Source organism: Propionigenium maris DSM 9537 (genome assembly GCF_027925155.1).
Lineage (GTDB): Bacteria > Fusobacteriota > Fusobacteriia > Fusobacteriales > Fusobacteriaceae > Propionigenium > Propionigenium maris.
On the sequence record NZ_BSDY01000001.1, the window covers coordinates 149,466 to 166,610 of the forward strand.

General features: G+C 43.4%; 12 protein-coding genes. All 12 read left to right on the forward strand.

Features of this window, described 5'->3' with window-relative positions; all coding sequences use genetic code 11:
* The first annotated feature begins 2 nt into the window (after nt 1-2).
* The 12 genes from QMG11_RS00760 (at nt 3) to QMG11_RS00815 (ending at nt 17,144) form a co-directional block, all read left to right on the forward strand.
* Complete coding sequence (locus QMG11_RS00760) at nt 3-1,769, forward strand: sigma-54 interaction domain-containing protein (protein ID WP_281832430.1); 1,767 nt, start codon at nt 3-5, stop codon at nt 1,767-1,769.
* Nucleotides 1,770-2,387: 618 nt separating this feature from the next.
* Nucleotides 2,388-3,626, forward strand: coding sequence for a diaminopropionate ammonia-lyase (gene dpaL / locus QMG11_RS00765; protein ID WP_281832431.1), 1,239 nt, complete (start codon nt 2,388-2,390; stop codon nt 3,624-3,626).
* A gap of 108 nt (nt 3,627-3,734) precedes the next feature.
* Entirely contained in the window at nt 3,735-4,925 is a 1,191-nt protein-coding gene (locus QMG11_RS00770) for a YgeY family selenium metabolism-linked hydrolase (protein WP_281832434.1), read from the forward strand.
* A gap of 32 nt (nt 4,926-4,957) precedes the next feature.
* Nucleotides 4,958-6,547, forward strand: a complete 1,590-nt coding sequence (locus tag QMG11_RS00775; protein ID WP_281832435.1) for an N-acyl-D-amino-acid deacylase family protein — start codon at nt 4,958-4,960, stop codon at nt 6,545-6,547.
* A 9-nt stretch (nt 6,548-6,556) separates the two neighbouring features.
* Complete coding sequence (gene ssnA / locus QMG11_RS00780; protein ID WP_281832437.1) at nt 6,557-7,891, forward strand: putative aminohydrolase SsnA; 1,335 nt, start codon at nt 6,557-6,559, stop codon at nt 7,889-7,891.
* Between the two features lie 77 nt (nt 7,892-7,968).
* Complete coding sequence (locus QMG11_RS00785) at nt 7,969-9,303, forward strand: uracil-xanthine permease family protein (RefSeq protein ID WP_281832439.1); 1,335 nt, start codon at nt 7,969-7,971, stop codon at nt 9,301-9,303.
* Nucleotides 9,304-9,355: 52 nt separating this feature from the next.
* On the forward strand, nt 9,356-10,456 hold the full coding sequence (locus QMG11_RS00790) for a 4Fe-4S binding protein (RefSeq protein ID WP_281832441.1): 1,101 nt from the start codon (nt 9,356-9,358) through the stop codon (nt 10,454-10,456).
* Nucleotides 10,457-10,466: 10 nt separating this feature from the next.
* Entirely contained in the window at nt 10,467-11,861 is a 1,395-nt protein-coding gene (hydA, locus tag QMG11_RS00795; RefSeq protein ID WP_281832443.1) for a dihydropyrimidinase, read from the forward strand.
* A gap of 1 nt (nt 11,862) precedes the next feature.
* Entirely contained in the window at nt 11,863-14,418 is a 2,556-nt protein-coding gene (gene xdh, locus QMG11_RS00800; RefSeq protein WP_281832445.1) for a selenium-dependent xanthine dehydrogenase, read from the forward strand.
* A 22-nt stretch (nt 14,419-14,440) separates the two neighbouring features.
* Nucleotides 14,441-14,824 (forward strand): RidA family protein, encoded by a 384-nt coding sequence (locus tag QMG11_RS00805; RefSeq protein WP_281832447.1) that lies wholly within the window; start codon nt 14,441-14,443, stop codon nt 14,822-14,824.
* A 234-nt stretch (nt 14,825-15,058) separates the two neighbouring features.
* Nucleotides 15,059-16,330 carry an RNA polymerase factor sigma-54 gene (gene rpoN, locus QMG11_RS00810; RefSeq protein ID WP_281832449.1) on the forward strand — a complete coding sequence of 424 codons (1,272 nt, stop codon included), beginning with the start codon at nt 15,059-15,061 and terminating at the stop codon, nt 16,328-16,330.
* A gap of 4 nt (nt 16,331-16,334) precedes the next feature.
* On the forward strand, nt 16,335-17,144 hold the full coding sequence (locus tag QMG11_RS00815) for an XdhC family protein (RefSeq protein WP_281832452.1): 810 nt from the start codon (nt 16,335-16,337) through the stop codon (nt 17,142-17,144).
* The last annotated feature ends 1 nt before the right edge of the window (nt 17,145 follow it).

Here is a 17,145-nt window from a genome sequence, read left to right on the forward strand (position 1 = left end):
ATATGGAGATAGATATCAATGAAACGACTCTTAACAGGGTCAGGGGGCATGTAAGGAAGTATGCAGAGGTAATATCCTCTGTTATGAAGGTAGAGGTAGAGATAGTTGACAGCAAGATGACCAGGATAGCCGGGACAGGGATATATAAAAAGGCTGTGGGGGTACCGGCTAAGGGAAGTGTATACAGAGATGTGCTGGCTACAGGAGATTCTCATATTATAAAGGAACCAGGGAAGGATGCTCTATGTATGGGGTGCGCAGATAAGGGGAGATGTTTGGAAAAGCTTGAAATATCCACTCCGATATTCTACAGGGGGGAGATAGTGGGAGTAATAGGTCTGGTTTGTGCAACGGACTCCCAGAGGAGAAAAGTTCTGGAAAACTTAGATTCCCACCTGAAGTTTGTAAAGCAGATCAGTGAATTTATAGCAATAAAACTTTATGAGTATGATGAAAACGTAATAAGCAAGGAAAGAAAAGATATACTTAACCAGATATTAAACAGTATGGATAAGGGAGTTATAGTAGTAAATGTTGAAGACAAAATTATAAGTATAAATAATTCAGCTATGAAGGAGCTGAAACTTTCACCGGATTATCTGAACTATGAGATCTCTTTAAAAACTAAGGAGGAGCACATCTATGGTAAGGAGATATATGAGGTTGTTATAGACAAGAAGGAGTACCTTCTTGCAGGAAAGCTTCTAGCGATATCCTCTATAGCCAAGGAATCCTACAGGGCATTTATATTTGACAGTATAAAGAAGCTGAATGCAGAGTATCAGCAGATATCCTCTGAAAGAGCTATAAATATAGAGAGCATAATAGGGGATTCCTATCCCATGGAAAGGCTTAAGACCAAGATCAAAAAGGTGGCTCCTACAAAGTCCACCGTGCTTATTACCGGGGAAAGCGGGACTGGTAAGGAGCTGGTGGCAAGAGCTATTCATGCTCATTCAGACAGACGGGATAAACCCTTTATAGCCATAAACTGTGCTGCCATACCAGATGCCCTTTTAGAAAGTGAGCTCTTTGGATATGTAAAGGGAGCCTTCTCCGGAGCTAACCCCAATGGTAGGATGGGAAAGTTTGAGCTGGCCAATGGAGGGGTTATATTTCTAGATGAGATAGGAGATATGCCCCTCTACCTTCAGGTGAAGCTACTGAGGGTTCTCCAGGAGAGAAAGCTTGTAAGGATCGGTTCTAATAAGCTTATGGATCTTGATATAAGGGTGATAGCAGCAACCAATATTGACCTCAAGGAGAGGATAGATAAGAAAAAATTCAGAGAGGATCTCTACTACAGGCTTAATGTAATACCTATAGAGATTCCAGGGCTAAAGGAGAGGGAGGGAGATATCCTTCTTATAATGGATAAGCTCATAGACAAGTATAATGAAGCTCTAAATAAATATGTTCATACAGTAGATGAAGAGGCTAAGGGTCTTCTCTTAAACTACTCATGGCCTGGAAATGTAAGGGAGCTGGAGAATACTGTGGAGTTTATGATAAACCTTTCAGATGAAAGGGGAGTAATAACAAAGGAGATGCTTCCAGACAATATACTAAATGAAGAAAGCAGGGAATGCAGAGGTAACTTAGAAAGCAGGGAAGGTATTCAGACTATAGCCCAGGTAGAGGAGAGGCTTATAATAGATGCACTAAATCTCTGTGGCCGTGATACTAAAGGGAAAAACGAGGCGGCAAAGATGCTGGGGATTGGAATAGCCACACTATACAGAAAGATAGAAAAATACAGGATAGATTAGAAAACGGGCACCTCTGCCCGTTTTTTATTATCTATGAAAGTATAGAATTTTAGACCGATTCCATTATAAAAATTCTTACATGAGCTTAAAGAGTGGGAGCGTTACGCTCCTTTTTATATTAGGGGAATCTAGAATTTATAAAAAAACTAGGTGAAATGATGAGTCTTCCAAGGAGGTATCAGGATTGTTGCGTCAGCCACCTTTTTATTATTTTAGAAGACATTAAAATACAAAAGAATGAAATATCAATGGTTTTATCTGGCTGTTGTGGAAAAAAATTACAATGCTTCTACTTAAAAAATAATAAAAATTTTATAGATTCCATGGATTTAAATAGTTGATTATCAAAATGATAAAAAAGTTAAAAGTTTCTCTTGTTTTATGTGAAATTTTTAATAGGGCCTGTGAAAAATAAGGGTTATCAAATTGATAATAAAATTTATCATTTTGATAAAAAAAGTTGATGGATTAAATTTATGTTTTAAAGAAGAAGTTAAAGTTCTTTTTCGGAAACTTATGGATAGCTTTAAATTAAAGGGGTAGATAGTAAAAGTGGTAAAAAAATCAATTTTAAAGTTGGCATAAAAATTGCTATATAGATAGGTGGAGACCATAAAAATGGATTTAATTTATAAGGAGAGTGACATGGATAAGCATATTAAATGGACGAAAAATAATATTCCTAAGAGAAATTCTAAGGAGTGTATCGAATTTTTAAGCAGAGAGGAGGTTGGAAAGGCAAGAAAGTTCCATGAGAGCTTTGACCAGTATACAGTGACTCCTCTGGCAGACCTTGAAAATCTTGCTGATCATATTGGTGTAAAGGGGGTCTACCTAAAGGATGAATCCTACAGATTTGGATTAAATGCCTTTAAGGTCCTTGGAGGATCCTTTGCAATGGGAAAATATCTGGCATCTAAGCTGGGAAGAGATATATCTGAGCTGGGGTATAGGGAGCTTACATCTGATAAGGTAAGAGAGGAATTAGGAGATATTACCTTTGCCACAGCAACAGACGGAAACCACGGTAGGGGAGTAGCGTGGACAGCCAATAAGCTGAAGCAGAAATCAGTGGTATATATGCCAAAGGGATCATCCCTTACAAGACTTGAAAACATAAGAGCAGAGGGAGCAGAAGCGAGCATTACAGATGTAAACTACGATGATGCAGTTAGAATCGCAACTGACTATGCTAATGCAAACAATGGTGTGGTAGTTCAGGATACAGCGTGGGAGGGTTATGAAGAGATACCTGCGTGGATCATGCAGGGATATGGAACGATGGCCCTTGAAGCAATAGATCAGCTGAAGTCAAAGGAGATAGAGAAACCTACTCACATCTTCCTACAGGCTGGGGTAGGATCTCTTGCAGGAGCAGTACAGGGAGTATTCGCATCTATCTATGGAGAGGAGTGTCCTACAACTGTAATTGTAGAAGCTAACCTGGCAGACTGTCTCTATAAATCAGCTAAACTGGGGAATGGAGATATGGAGTTTGTAGGGGGAGATATGCAGACTATCATGGCAGGACTTGCCTGCGGTGAACCAAATACAATTGGATGGGAGGTACTAAAGAACCACTCAGCAGCCTTTGTATCGTGCCCGGACTGGGTGGCAGCTAACGGAATGAGAATCCTTGGAAATCCCCTAAAAGATGATGACCACGTAGTTTCCGGTGAGTCTGGAGCAGTAACTACAGGACTTCTCTTTGAGATAATGACAAACCCTGAGTATGCTCAGCTGAAGGAGGACTTGAAGCTGGATGAGAACTCAAGAGTACTTCTATTCTCAACAGAGGGAGATACAGACCCTGATATCTATAAGAAGATAGTGTGGCAGGGAGCTCATACAAAATAGGCAATATAAAAAATCGAACAACTAATTTTAGATATAATACCCCGTTTATTCTCAGGGCTTTCCCTGAGAATAAACAACCCTAAAAATTTAAATTTCAGGAGGAAGATAATGTTAAGTCAGGCTAGAGAGGAAAAGTTAATCGCATTATGTCAGGAGCTACTTAGAAACCCATCTGTTTCAGGTGAGGAGGAGAAGGTAGTAGAAGCTATAAAGAAGGCTATGTTAGATGAGTTTGGATTTGATGATGTGCAGATCGACAGATATGGTAACGTAATTGGAAGAATCAAGGGAAGTAAGCCAGGAAAGGCTATCCTCTTTGACGGGCACATCGATACTGTACCTGTAACAGATGACTCTGTATGGAAGTATGCTCCATTTGGAGGAGAGATTGTAGAGGGGAAGATCTATGGAAGAGGGGCTTCAGATATGAAGGGGCAGACTTCTGCTATGATCGCAGCAGCTTCATACTTTGCAGAGGATACAAAGAAGGATTTTGAGGGAGATATCTATGTGGCAGGTGTGGTACACGAAGAGATCTTCGAGGGAATTGCAGCAAGGGAGATCTCTAAGAATATCAAGCCAGACTACGTTGTAATCGGAGAGTCCTCTGAGCTGAACCTAAAGATAGGACAGAGAGGAAGAGGAGAGATAGTAGTAGAGGTATTTGGAAAACCAGCTCACTCAGCTAACCCACACAAGGGAATCAACTCAGTAGTTAAGATGGCAAGGGTAATCGAGAGAATAGAAAAGCTTGTGCCAACAGAGCACCCTGAACTTGGGAAGGGGATTCTTTGCCTCACAGATATTAAATCATCACCATATCCGGGAGCATCTGTAGTGCCTGAGTACTGTAAGGCTACCTTTGACAGAAGACTGCTTGTGGGAGAGTCGAAGGAATCTGTACTTGCACCAATCGAGGAACTTCTTAAAGAGATGATGGCTGAAGATCCTGAGCTTAAAGCAAAGGTATCCTATGCTATAGGAAGAGAGATGTGCTACACAGGAAATATTATCGAGGGAGAGAGATTCTTCCCAGGATGGCTGTATTCTGAAGAGGATGACTTTGTACAGGCAGCATATAAGGGGCTTAGAGAGGCAGGAATCAATTCAGAGATCACTCAGTATTCATTCTGTACAAACGGATCTCACTATGCAGGGGAAGCTGGAATCCAGACTATAGGATTTGGACCATCTAAGGAGAACCTTGCTCATACTATAGATGAGCATATAGAGATAGAGCAGCTTTGTCTTGGAGCCAAGGGATACTATGGAATCTTAAAATCAGTTTATAACAAGTAGAGAGAAAAATAGAAAATAAGAGGGTGTATAGAATGGATGTCTTGATAAAAAATGGAAATATAGTTGACGGTACTCTGGCAAAATCCTTTACAGGTGATATCTATGTAAAGAACGGAAAGATAGACGCCATAGGGAGGGAGCTACAGGTGGCAGGTATAAAAACTGTAGATGCCAGGGGACGTGTAGTAGCTCCAGGATTTATTGATACCCACAGCCACTCAGATCTTGTAATGCTCTTAAATCCTTACAATGAGGTAAAGATCAGACAGGGGATAACAACGGAAGTATTGGGTCAGGATGGAATATCCATGGCCCCTCTTCCCGTTGAGTTTATTAGTCCCTGGAGAAAGAATCTGGCCGGGCTGGACGGCGACTCAGACGAGATAGACTGGAAGTATGAAACTACAGAGAACTACCTGAATATGATGGCTAAAAAGGGTGTAGGGTTAAATGAGACCTACCTTGTGCCCCATGGAAATATAAGAATGGAAGCTATGGGCCTTGCTGGTGAAGTGGCTACAGATGAGCAGATAGCTAAGATGTGTGATATTACAAGAAGAGAGATGGAAGCCGGAGCATACGGCCTCTCCACAGGTCTTATCTATATGCCGTGTGCCTATTCAGAGACAAGGGAAGTAATAGAGATGTGTAAAGTAGTGGCAGAGTATAACGGGGTATTTGTGGTGCATCAGAGAAGTGAAGCAGATACAATCTTAGATTCAATGAGGGAGATAATAAGAATAGGAAAGGAATCTGGTGTAAAGGTGCACTTCTCACACTTTAAGGTGTGTGGAAAGCAGAACTGGAAGTATATAGATGAGGTGATAGAGCTCCTGGAAGAGGCTAAAAAGGAGGGAATAGAGGTGTCTTTTGATCAGTATCCCTATGCAGCAGGAAGCACTATGCTTGGGGTAATCCTTCCTCCATGGGCTCACGACGGGGGAACAGATGAGCTTATAAAAAGGCTTAATAACCCTGAAGACAGAAGAAGGATGAAGGAAGATATTGCAAGGGGGATCCCTGGTTGGGATAACTTTGTGGATTTTGCAGGAATAGACCAGATCTTTGTGACCTCTGTAAAGAGCGAAGATAATCAGGAAGTTGTAGGGATGAGTTTAGAAGAACTTGGAAGGTTCAGGGGAAAGGAGCCGCTAGATGCTACCTTTGATCTTTTAAGGGATGAGGAAAATGCTGTGGGAATGGTTGATTTCTATGGTAGGGAGGAGCATATAGTTAAGTTTATGCAAAGACCTGAGCACAATGTGTGTACAGACGGACTCATGGCTAAAGGGAAACCGCATCCCAGGGCATATGGATCCTTTCCTAAGATTCTTGGAAGATATGTAAGGGAGATGAAGGTATTAGAGCTGGAGCAGGCGATCCATAAGATGACCAAGAAAGCTGCAGATGCCATAGGAATAAAAAACAGGGGAAGTCTGGAAGTGGGAAATTATGCAGATATCCTTATTATAGACATGGAGAGTGTAGAGGATAGGGGAACATTTATAGACCCTGTGCAGTTCCCGGTGGGAATAGACAATGTATTTATAAATGGCCACCATGTAATAGAGGAGGGTCAGTACAACAAAATACTGGCAGGAGAAGTAGTAAAAAGAAGATAGGGGGGAAATATGTTTATCATCGGAAACGGAAGATTAATTACCCACGATGAATTAAATCCTTTTTTTCATAACGGTGCAGTAGTTGTAGAGGGGAATAAGGTTATAGAAGTGGGGGAAACAGAGAGTATAAGGAAGAAGTATCCAGAAGATGAGTTTATAGATGCCAGGGGACAGCTCATTATGCCCGGAATGATAAATACCCACCACCATATATACAGTGCATTTGCAAGGGGGATGACCTCAACAGGGCCTGCCCCTAAAAACTTTGTGGACATACTGGAGAATATGTGGTGGAAGGTGGATAAGAACCTGGAGTTGGAGGATGTGAAATACAGTGCACTTACTACATATATAGACTCAGTTAAAAACGGGGTTACAACTGTGTTTGATCACCATGCAAGCCCAATGGCAGCTAAGGACAGTCTCTTTACAATAGCAGAGGCAGCAAAGGAGATAGGGATAAGAACCTGTCTATGCTATGAGGTATCCGACAGAGACGGAATAGAGATCTTAGAAGAGGGGATTAAGGAGAATACAGATTTTATAAGGCATTACAACACCGGGGATCAGAATATGATAAAGGGGATGTTTGGAATGCACGCTTCCTTTACCCTATCAAGTGAATCTTTGGACAAGTGTGTAAAGGCTATGGAGGGACTGGATGCAGGATATCACATTCATACAGCTGAGGCTATAGACGATCTTTATGACTCCCAGGAGAAATACAGCAAGAGAGTTGTAGAGAGACTGGATGAGTATGGACTCTTAGGAGAGAAGAGTATAGCAGTTCACTGTATCCATGTGGATGAAGTAGAGATGGGAATCCTTAAGAGAAACGGGACACAGGTGGTTCATAATCCGGAATCAAATATGGGAAATGCCGTGGGATGTTCGCCGGCACTTGAACTGATTTCTAAGGGAATAAATGTAGGACTTGGAACAGACGGTTATACAAGCGACATGTTTGAATCTATGAAGGTGGCAAATATAATCCATAAACATGTAAAGAAGGATCCGGCTGTGGCGTGGGGAGAAACACCGCAGATGGTATTTGAAAATAACAGAAGGATAGTTGCCAAGTACTTTGAGGGGAATATAGGAGTACTGAAGGAGGGAGCTGTAGCGGATATTATAGTGGCTGATTATGATCCTCTTACACCTATGGATGAGACAAACTACAATGGACACATCCTATTTGGACTTATGGGTAGAAGCGTCAACACAACTATAATCGACGGAAAGATAGTGATGAAGGATAGAAAGTTAGTAGGTATAGATGAAGAAAGGGTAATGAAGGAATCAAGAGAGCATGCCAGCAAGATGTGGCAGAGGTTAAATGGTTAAAAGAATGAATAGGGCAAAGGAGTAACAATGTGGATAGCTAAAAATCACAATAAAAATATTTAGGGGGGAAATTTAAAATGAGTAAGGAGAGTAAGTTATCGATAGGAGAGGCATTGCCACTAAGTTTTCAGCATCTGTTAGCAATGTTTGTGGGAACCATCGTACCACCCATTCTAATAGCAGGGGCTATAGGGGCATCTATGGAGCAGCGGATAACACTTATCCAGGCAGCGCTTTTCGTATCGGCTATAGCAACCTTCATCCAGCTGTTTCCACTACCATTATTCGGGAAGTATAAGCTAGGATCGGGTCTTCCTATGATGATGGGAATGAGTTATGTGTTCTTAGGGCTAACTGTGGCAGTAGCAAAGGACAGGGGGCTGCCAGTGCTGTTTGGAAGCCTTCTGGTGGCATCTATATTCGGAATTCTCATGGGATTCTTTGTGGATAAGATAAAGAAGATATTCACTCCGCTTATATCAGGGGTGCTTGTAATCTGTATGGGCATAGGGCTTTACCCATCTGCTGTAAGAAACCTGGCATCTGGAATAAAGCCTGAAAACTACGGGGATCCTAAGAATATATTCGTAGGACTTCTGGTGGTATTTGTAATAGCCATATTAAACAAGGTAGGAAAGGGAATGGTAAAAAACGCTGCCATCGTAATAGGAATGATAGTGGGATACATTGTGGCTATTCCCCTTGGAATGGTTGATTTTTCTAACATTGGTGCAGCGAGCTGGTTTGCGATACCTAAACCTATGGCTTACGGACTGGAGTTTGATACAGGGACTATCATCACCTTCACCATAGCCTATGCTATATCTATAATCTCCTTACTCGGATGTGGAACGGTAACAACCTTTGGTGCATACGGAAGACCTCTTACCGGAGAAGAGATCGCCAACAGTAGTATCGGGATGGGGCTTGGAACTGCAATAGCTTCTATTTTTGGATCGATACCTATGGCGGGGCTGACTCAGAATGCATCTATCGTATCTATAAATAAGAAGACGGAGAAGATCATATTCGTGCTGGCATCTCTTATGGTTCTGGTGACAAGTATTTCTCCAAAGATAGCTTCATGTCTAATCTCTATACCACCTTCGGTAATAGGGGGAGGAACGCTTGTGATATTTGGAATGATAACCATCTCCGGAATGGGTCTTCTAAACAGGACCGGAGATGACCAGCATGCAAAGTTTATTGCAGGTATATCCATAGCAATCAGTATAGGAATCACTTATAATCCGACGATGTTTGCAAAGTTCTCACCGACTATCCAGACACTCATCGGTAAATCATCCCTTATCTCAGGGGTAATCATAGCTCTCATCCTACAGGGAATATTCGGAGCTATCGATAAGCATAAGGTGGTAAGTCAAGAGGTAGCAGAAGAAGCAGCAAAGTAAAGGGTAAAGGAATTGAAATTATAAATTATAAAATTCAGGGGGAAAAGAAAAAATGGCAAATATAAAAGTAAACTTCGCAGGACTAGAGTATGAAAATCCGGTAATCGTGGCAGCGGGACCTCCGTCAAAGGACGCTGAAGCTTGTGTGGCAGCAGTAAATAACGGAGCAGCAGGAGTTGTAGCAAAGACGATATCATCTGTGGCAGCTGATATTCCAAAGCCATGTATGCACGACTTTAAGGGGAAGCACTTCTTAAATACCGAGCTTTGGTCGGAGGAGTCTCCAGAACACGGGGTGGAAAATGAGTATGCAAGGTGTAAGGCAGCAAATGAACCTCTCATTATTGGACTGGGATATGTAGAGGAGGATATCAGAAAACTTATTCCTATGGTAGATAAGTTTGCTGATGCCTATGAGATTTCAAGCCACTATGTTGGAAGAGATCTGACACCTATGCTTAATACCCTTAGAGCAGCAAAGGAGTTATCTGAAAAACCTGTATTTATGAAGGTGTCACCAGGAGTGGAAAATCTTCCTGAGGTGGCAAGAAAACTGGAAGAAAATGGTGCAGACGGACTTGTTGCGATTAACTCTGTGGGACCATGCCTATCCATCGATCTTGAGAGCGGAAAACCACACATGGGATCTAAAAATGGTTACGGATGGATGTCCGGGGCAGCAATTAAGCCTATTGCAATGAGAGTTGTTTATGAGCTGGCTTCAGCTGTTAACATTCCTGTTTTTGCAGTTGGAGGAATCACAAAGGGAGAGGATGTAATAGAGTTTGTAATGGCAGGAGCTACAGCAGTACAGGTCTGTACACAGGCTATCATTGAGGGGCCTAAGGCCTTTGGAAGAATAGTTAAGGAAACGGAAGCATGGCTGGATGCCCACGGATATGAGAGTCTTGAGGATATCAGGGGGATGGCTATTGAAAATCTCAGAGGAAGAACGGCACCAAACTATGTGACAAGTGCACCTGTGGTAGCAGCAGAGCAGTGTGTTGGGTGCAACGTCTGTGAAAAGCTATGTCCATATCATGCTATAGAGGTCAATGAAAACAAGGTGGCAGTGGTAGATGAAAAAACATGTTTTGGATGCGGAGTATGTGTATCTAAGTGTCCTAAGGGAGCAATGACCATCGCAAGATAGGGGTGAAGATATGAGATTACTACTGAAAAACGGGGTTATAGTTACAGCTGAGGAAACCTTTAACGGTGATCTGCTAATAGAGGAGGGGCTTATTTCCAGAGTAGGGGGAAAGATTCAGTCTGAAGCTGACAGGGTAATAGACCTTAAGGGTAAGTATGTTATGCCAGGGGGAGTAGATGTTCACACTCACTTTAATTTAGACGTTGGAACTGCAGTGGCCGCAGATGACTTTTATACAGGGAGTGTGGCAGCAGCAGCAGGGGGGACCACTACTATAGTAGATCACATGGGCTTTGGTCCAAGAGGGTGTTCCCTGCACCACCAGCTGGATAAATATATGGAGGATGCCGGAAGAGATGCAGTAATAGATTATGGTTTTCACGGAGTTATCCAGCATATTAATGACGGGATACTTGATGAGATGAGGTCTATGGTAGAGGATGGAGTATCCTCCTTTAAAGGGTATATGACCTATGATTATAAGCTTCAGGACCATGAGATGAAGGCTGTAATGGAGAGGCTGGGGTCTCTTGGAGCAATAACTACAGTTCATGCAGAAACCCACGAGGAGATCCATGAGCTGAGAGCCAGATATGTGGCTGAGGGGAAGACTCAGCCTATCTATCACGCAAAGTCAAGGCCTGTTAAGACCGAGGTAGAGGCTATAGAGAGGATGATAGAGATCTCAAGGAAAGCAGGGGATGCACCCCTTTATGTGGTTCACCTTTCATCTGGAGACGGCCTAGATACAATAAGAAGGGCCAGAAAGGCAGGAAGAAATATCTATGCTGAAACCTGTCCCCAGTACCTCTTCTTGGATGAAAGCAGGTATATGGAGGAGGATGGTAACGGTCTGAAGTATGTTATGAGTCCTCCCCTGAGGGAGAGAGGTAACAATGAGAGACTGTGGAAGGGGATCGCCGACGGCACCATTCAGACTGTAGCCACAGATCACTGTCCCTTTGATCTTAAGCTCAAAAAGGAGATGGGGGAAAAGGACTTTACAAGGTGTCCCAATGGAGCACCGGGAGTAGAGGCAAGAATAGCTCTCATGTACTCAGAGGGAGTAGAGAAGGGCAGGATAGGTATCAACAGGTTTGTAGATGTGGTCAGCACTGCACCTGCTAAGCTATTTGGATTATATCCGGGAAAGGGGAGTATATCTGTGGGGGCAGATGCTGACCTTATGGTGATAGATTCTGAAAGAGAGGTAACTATAAGTCACAAAAACCTCCATGAAAATGTAGATTACACTCCCTATGAAGGGATGAAGGTCAAAGGATATCCTGTAATGACCATCTCCAGGGGAGAGGTAATCGTAGAAGAGGGAGTCTTCACGGGTCAAAGGGGACGGGGAAGGTTCCTTAAGAGAAAACCTGTCTTTAAACAGATAAAAGGGGGCTAAAATGTATAGGATAGAGATAAACGGAAGTATCGTAGAAGCTGATAAAAGCAAGAATCTGCTGGAATACCTGAGGGATGATCTGGATCTTACCTCTGCAAAGAACGGATGCAGAGAGGGGGCATGCGGGACATGTATGGTCCTTGTAGACGGAAGGGCTGTTAAGGCCTGTGTCCTTAAGACAGATAAGGTGGATGGAAAGAAGGTAACAACCCTGGAAGGGCTTTCTGAAAGGGAGAGAGATGTATTTGCATATGCCTTTACTGAAACTGGAGCAGTTCAGTGCGGGTTCTGTATTCCGGGGATGGTTATGAGTGCTAAGGGGCTTTTTCTGAAAACCCTGGAACTTACCAAGGAGGAGGTAAAGAAAGCACTTGTGGGAAATATCTGCAGGTGTACAGGTTATGTGAAGATAGAGGAAGCCATTATGATGTCTGCTGAAATCCTGAGAAGGGAAAGAGAGATCCCAAAGAGGGAGTGCAAGGGAATGGTAGGAGCCCATGTACACAGAGTGGACGGACCGGAGAAAGCCATTGGAGAGGGAAAGTACGCTGAAGATATTAAGATAGAGGGGATGTACTATGGAGGAGCTGTGAGATCAGCTTACCCGAGAGCAAGAGTAGTTTCTATAGATACAAAGGAAGCAGAAGCCCTTGAGGGAGTACTGGGAGTACTAACAGCTGAAGATATCCCGGGGTTAAACAATATCGGGCACCTGTCCTTTATCTCAGACTGGGATACACTGATTCCTGTAGGTGGAGTTACAAGGTACAGGGGAGATGCAGTGGCTCTTGTAGCAGCTAAGGATAAGGAAGTATTAGAGGCAGCTAAGAAATTAGTTAAGGTAGAGTATGAGGAGCTGATACCTATACTTACAGTGAAGGAAGCAATGGCAGAGGGAGCACCAAAGATCCATGAAAAGGGAAACCTGCTCTTCCACCAGACCCTTGAAAGGGGAGATGTGGACAGGGCTATAGCTGAGTCTAAGTATGTAGTAACAAACACCTACAGAACTCCGGCAACGGAGCATGCCTACTTAGAGCCGGAAAGTGCCACTGCTGTACCAACTGAAGATGGAGTCCAGCTTTACACCTCTTCTCAGTCGGTATACGATGAACAAAGGGAAGTAAGCAGGCTCCTTGGTCTTGAGCCTGAGAAGGTAAGGGTAAGCTCAGCTCTTGTAGGGGGGGGATTTGGAGGAAAGGAGGATATGTCGGTACAGCACCACGCCGGACTGCTGGCATATGTCCTGAAAAAACCTGTACAGGTAACCCTTTCCAGGCAGGAGAGTATCTATGTGAGTACCAAGAGGCATGCAATGGAGATAGAGATGACCACAGCCTGCGATGAAGACGGTAAGCTTACAGCAATGAAAGCTACCCTGCTATCAGATACTGGAGCTTATTCATCCCTTGGAGGACCTGTACTTCAGAGGGCCTGTACCCACGCAGCAGGGCCATACAACTATCACAACATTCAGGTAGACGGAAAGGCCTACTACACAAATAACTCACCAGGAGGAGCCTTTAGAGGTTTTGGTGTTACCCAGTCAGCCTTTGCCACTGAATCAAATATAAACCAACTGGCGGAGATGGTTGGTATAAGTGCCTGGGAGATAAGGCACAGGAATGCAATCAGGCCGGGAGAGGTACTGCCAAACGGTCAGGTAGCAGATGAGGGAACAGGACTTGTGGAAACCCTTGAAGCAGTTAAGGAGGAGTTTGAAAATAATAGGTATGCAGGAATATCCTGTGCATTTAAAAATGCAGGAATAGGGGTGGGACTTCCGGACATAGGTAAGTGCAGACTTACTGTGATCGACGGGAAGGTACATCTAAGAACATCAGCAGCGTGCATAGGCCAGGGAGTTGGGACAGTAAACCTACAGGTGCTGTGTCAGACGACAGGAATAGATCCTGTGGATGTGGTTGTAGAGGCACCAGATACCCATGTAACTCCAAATACAGGAACAACAACGGCATCAAGGCAGACAGTATTTACAGGAGAGGCAGTAAGGGTGGCATCCCTTGAACTGAAAAGAGCCCTGGAAGGAAGGAGCCTGCCTCAGTTAAATGGCTTTGACTACACCGGGGAGTACTCAGGTGTTACTGACAAAATGGGATCTGAGAAGGAAAATCCAAAGAGTCATATAGCCTACGGGTATGCAACACAGCTTGTGGTCCTGGATGAAAAGGGGAAACTGGAGAAGGTAGTGGCAGCTCACGATGTGGGAAGAGCAATAAATCCAAAATCTGTAGAGGGACAGATAGAGGGAGGAGTTGTAATGGGACTAGGATATGCCCTTACAGAGGTAATGCCCTTTGAAAACGGTATGCCACAGGTGAAGTTTGGAACATTAGGACTTCTGAGAGCTACTCAGGTACCTGAGATAAAGCCTGTAATAGTAGAGAAAAATACAGAAGACCTTGCATATGGAGCCAAGGGTGTGGGAGAGATAGTTGTTATTCCAACAGCACCGGCAGTACAGGGAGCTTACTATAGATTTGACGGAGAGTTCAGAACAGAACTCCCATTAAAAAATACAGCCTATAAAAAATAAGGATAGACAGAGGAGAGAAAAGATGAAAAAAGCAATATTTACTGAGAATGCACCAGCAGCAGTGGGACCATACTCCCAGGCAATGAGAGCGGGGGATATGTTATTTGTTTCAGGGCAGATTCCATATGTACCATCGACAATGAAGCTTGTATCTGAAGACATCAAGGAGCAGACAAGACAGTCGTTGGAAAATGTTAAGGCAATATTAGAGGAAGCAGGGGCTTCATTAAATGATGTTGTTAAAGCAGGGGTATTCATAAAGGATATGAATGAGTTTGGAGCGATCAATGAGGTGTACTCAGAGTATTTTTCAGAGAATAAACCGGCAAGGGCATGTGTAGAAGTGGCAAGACTTCCATTGGATGTAAGAGTGGAGATCGAGGTAATAGCCTACCTGGGTAAATAATTTTTTTAACAAATTCCAGTTATTTCTGGTTATTGTTACTTTTATCAAACTTTAATTTACGCTTATAATTTAGGGTGTTTCATATGGAACACCCTACAAAAATATTGATATATGGAAATGGTAGGAGGGTGGGGATAATAATTATTATCTCCATCCTTGTATTTTTTCTCCCCTATTCAAAAATGAAAATTTACAAACAGCCCGGATTTGTTTAGAATATAGAGGGGGTAGTTTATGGGATTAGGATTTGACATATCGATAGATGTATCACAGCGGCTGATACTCACACAGAGGATGAAACTCTCGCTGAAGGTACTGCAGATGACCAATGGAGAATTGGCTGAACTCCTTAAAAGGGAGGAGAGGGAAAATATCTTTATCAGAGTGGAGAGGGGTACAGGAACCCCTAAGGGGAAAAGTTACTCAGATGAAGAATATGATCCCTATCAAGGATGTAGAGATGAGGGGCCTGACTTCTATGATTATCTCTATGAGCAGGTGGGGGAGCTTGATATAACTCCCCATATGAGAAGAATATGTGAGTATATTATAGACAATGTAGATTCCAGGGGGTATCTGAGCCACTGGGTGAGGCACCCCTTTATTCAGATGGAATTTGACAGGGGCCTTGAAATTGTAAGGAGCCTTGAACCTTCAGGAGTAGGGGCAGATAACCTGAAGGAATGCCTCCTGCAGCAGCTTGACGGGGAGGAGGTCTATGAAAGGACCCTTGTGGAGGATTATCTGGAGGAGCTTGCCTATGGAAGCCCCGGAGAGATAGCCAGGCAAATGGGTATCTCCATAAAAAAACTTGAAGAAGCTGCTGCCAGAGTAAGGGGGTTAAACCCTATTCCTTCAAGGGGATACCGTGTGAAAAGAGGCGAAAGGGGGATAACTCCAGATGCCTATATAAAGGTAGAGGGGGATAGGATAGAGGTAGAGATAAATGAAGATGCCACCCCTAAGGTGCTTATGGAGGAAGCTGAGAGGGTATCAGATGATCCTCGTTATGGAAGATATATTAAAAAGTGCAGGGAGAGAGCTCAGGCAATAATAGAGTGTATAGAAAAAAGAAGAGAGACCTTTGAACGGGTAGTGAGGGAAGTTGCTGATTTCCAGAGGAATTATTTCTTAGGGGGAAGGTTAAAGCCCCTTACCATGGCTGAAGTAGCCTATAACTTAGAGCTGCACCCATCTACAGTGTCAAGAGCTGTAAAGGAGAGGTATATAGGAATAGAGGGGAGTACCATTGGAGTAAAGGAGCTCTTTGCTAAAAGATTTTCACCTAAGGGGGAAGAAAGATTAGGTGGAGGGGCTACAAGGTCGGAGATAAAGGAAAAGCTTCAGGAGATAATAGCAAAGGAAAACAGGGATAAACCCTATTCAGATGAGAAGCTGGTAGGAGTGATGGGAGAGGCTGGAGTGAAGATCTCCAGAAGAACCATAACCAAATACAGGGAGGAGATGGAGATACCACCCTCTACAAAACGAAGGATAAGGAAGTGATTAGATGGAAGGGAAGTTAATGAAGGAGCTGGCCCAGAATATAGAGGAGGGGAGAAGAGTGGCCCTTGTTACCCTGGTAGAGGTATCGGGATCCAGTCCCGGCAAGGCGGGAGATATGATGACCGTCCTTGAATGCGGAGAGATAATGGGGACTGTAGGTGGAGGAAACCTGGAGTATCAGCTTATCTGTGAAGCAAAAAAAGCCATGGATGAAAACAGGAACATGGAGATAGAGTATGATCTGGGGCCAAACGGAACCCTTAAGATGGAGTGCGGAGGGAAGGTCAGAGCATATATAAAGGTTTTTAAGGAGAGGGAGAAGCTTGTTGTTGTAGGTGGAGGACACCTTGGACTAGAGCTCTATACCCTGGGAAAGTTTCTAAATATGCATGTGGCAGTTTTAGATGACAGGGAGGAGTATGCAAACTCTGAAAGATTCCCCCTGGCAGATGAGATAATACATGGAAATATAGGAGAAAACCTAAAAAAATATAGGTTAAACAGGTCCTCCTATGTTGTTGTAGTGACTAAGGGCCACGCCGGAGACAGGGAAGCAATAGAGGCTGTGGCAGGGAGAGAGATAGCCTACCTGGGAATGATAGGAAGCAGCAGAAAGATAAGAAAGAGCTATGATATCCTCATGGAGAAGGGGGTTCAGAGGGAGGAGCTTGATAGGGTATATGCTCCTGTTGGTCTTGATATATCTACAGGGGAACCCAAGGAGATAGCCCTTGGAATAATGGCAGAGATTCTCAAGGTGAAAAATGAGGGAAGCGGTAAGCACATGAGGGAGATAAAGGGAATAGAGGCATAAA

What these genes read in the sequence shown, in the direction of transcription:
- QMG11_RS00790 (WP_281832441.1), top strand. Translation starts at nt 9,356, where the DNA reads ATGGCAAATATAAAAGTAAACTTCGCAGGACTAGAGTATGAAAATCCG.
- hydA (WP_281832443.1), top strand. Translation starts at nt 10,467, where the DNA reads ATGAGATTACTACTGAAAAACGGGGTTATAGTTACAGCTGAGGAAACC.
- QMG11_RS00785 (WP_281832439.1), top strand. Translation starts at nt 7,969, where the DNA reads ATGAGTAAGGAGAGTAAGTTATCGATAGGAGAGGCATTGCCACTAAGT.
- xdh (WP_281832445.1), top strand. Translation starts at nt 11,863, where the DNA reads ATGTATAGGATAGAGATAAACGGAAGTATCGTAGAAGCTGATAAAAGC.
- QMG11_RS00805 (WP_281832447.1), top strand. Translation starts at nt 14,441, where the DNA reads ATGAAAAAAGCAATATTTACTGAGAATGCACCAGCAGCAGTGGGACCA.
- QMG11_RS00815 (WP_281832452.1), top strand. Translation starts at nt 16,335, where the DNA reads ATGGAAGGGAAGTTAATGAAGGAGCTGGCCCAGAATATAGAGGAGGGG.
- rpoN (WP_281832449.1), top strand. Translation starts at nt 15,059, where the DNA reads ATGGGATTAGGATTTGACATATCGATAGATGTATCACAGCGGCTGATA.
- ssnA (WP_281832437.1), top strand. Translation starts at nt 6,557, where the DNA reads ATGTTTATCATCGGAAACGGAAGATTAATTACCCACGATGAATTAAAT.
- QMG11_RS00775 (WP_281832435.1), top strand. Translation starts at nt 4,958, where the DNA reads ATGGATGTCTTGATAAAAAATGGAAATATAGTTGACGGTACTCTGGCA.
- QMG11_RS00760 (WP_281832430.1), top strand. Translation starts at nt 3, where the DNA reads ATGGAGATAGATATCAATGAAACGACTCTTAACAGGGTCAGGGGGCAT.
- QMG11_RS00770 (WP_281832434.1), top strand. Translation starts at nt 3,735, where the DNA reads ATGTTAAGTCAGGCTAGAGAGGAAAAGTTAATCGCATTATGTCAGGAG.
- dpaL (WP_281832431.1), top strand. Translation starts at nt 2,388, where the DNA reads ATGGATTTAATTTATAAGGAGAGTGACATGGATAAGCATATTAAATGG.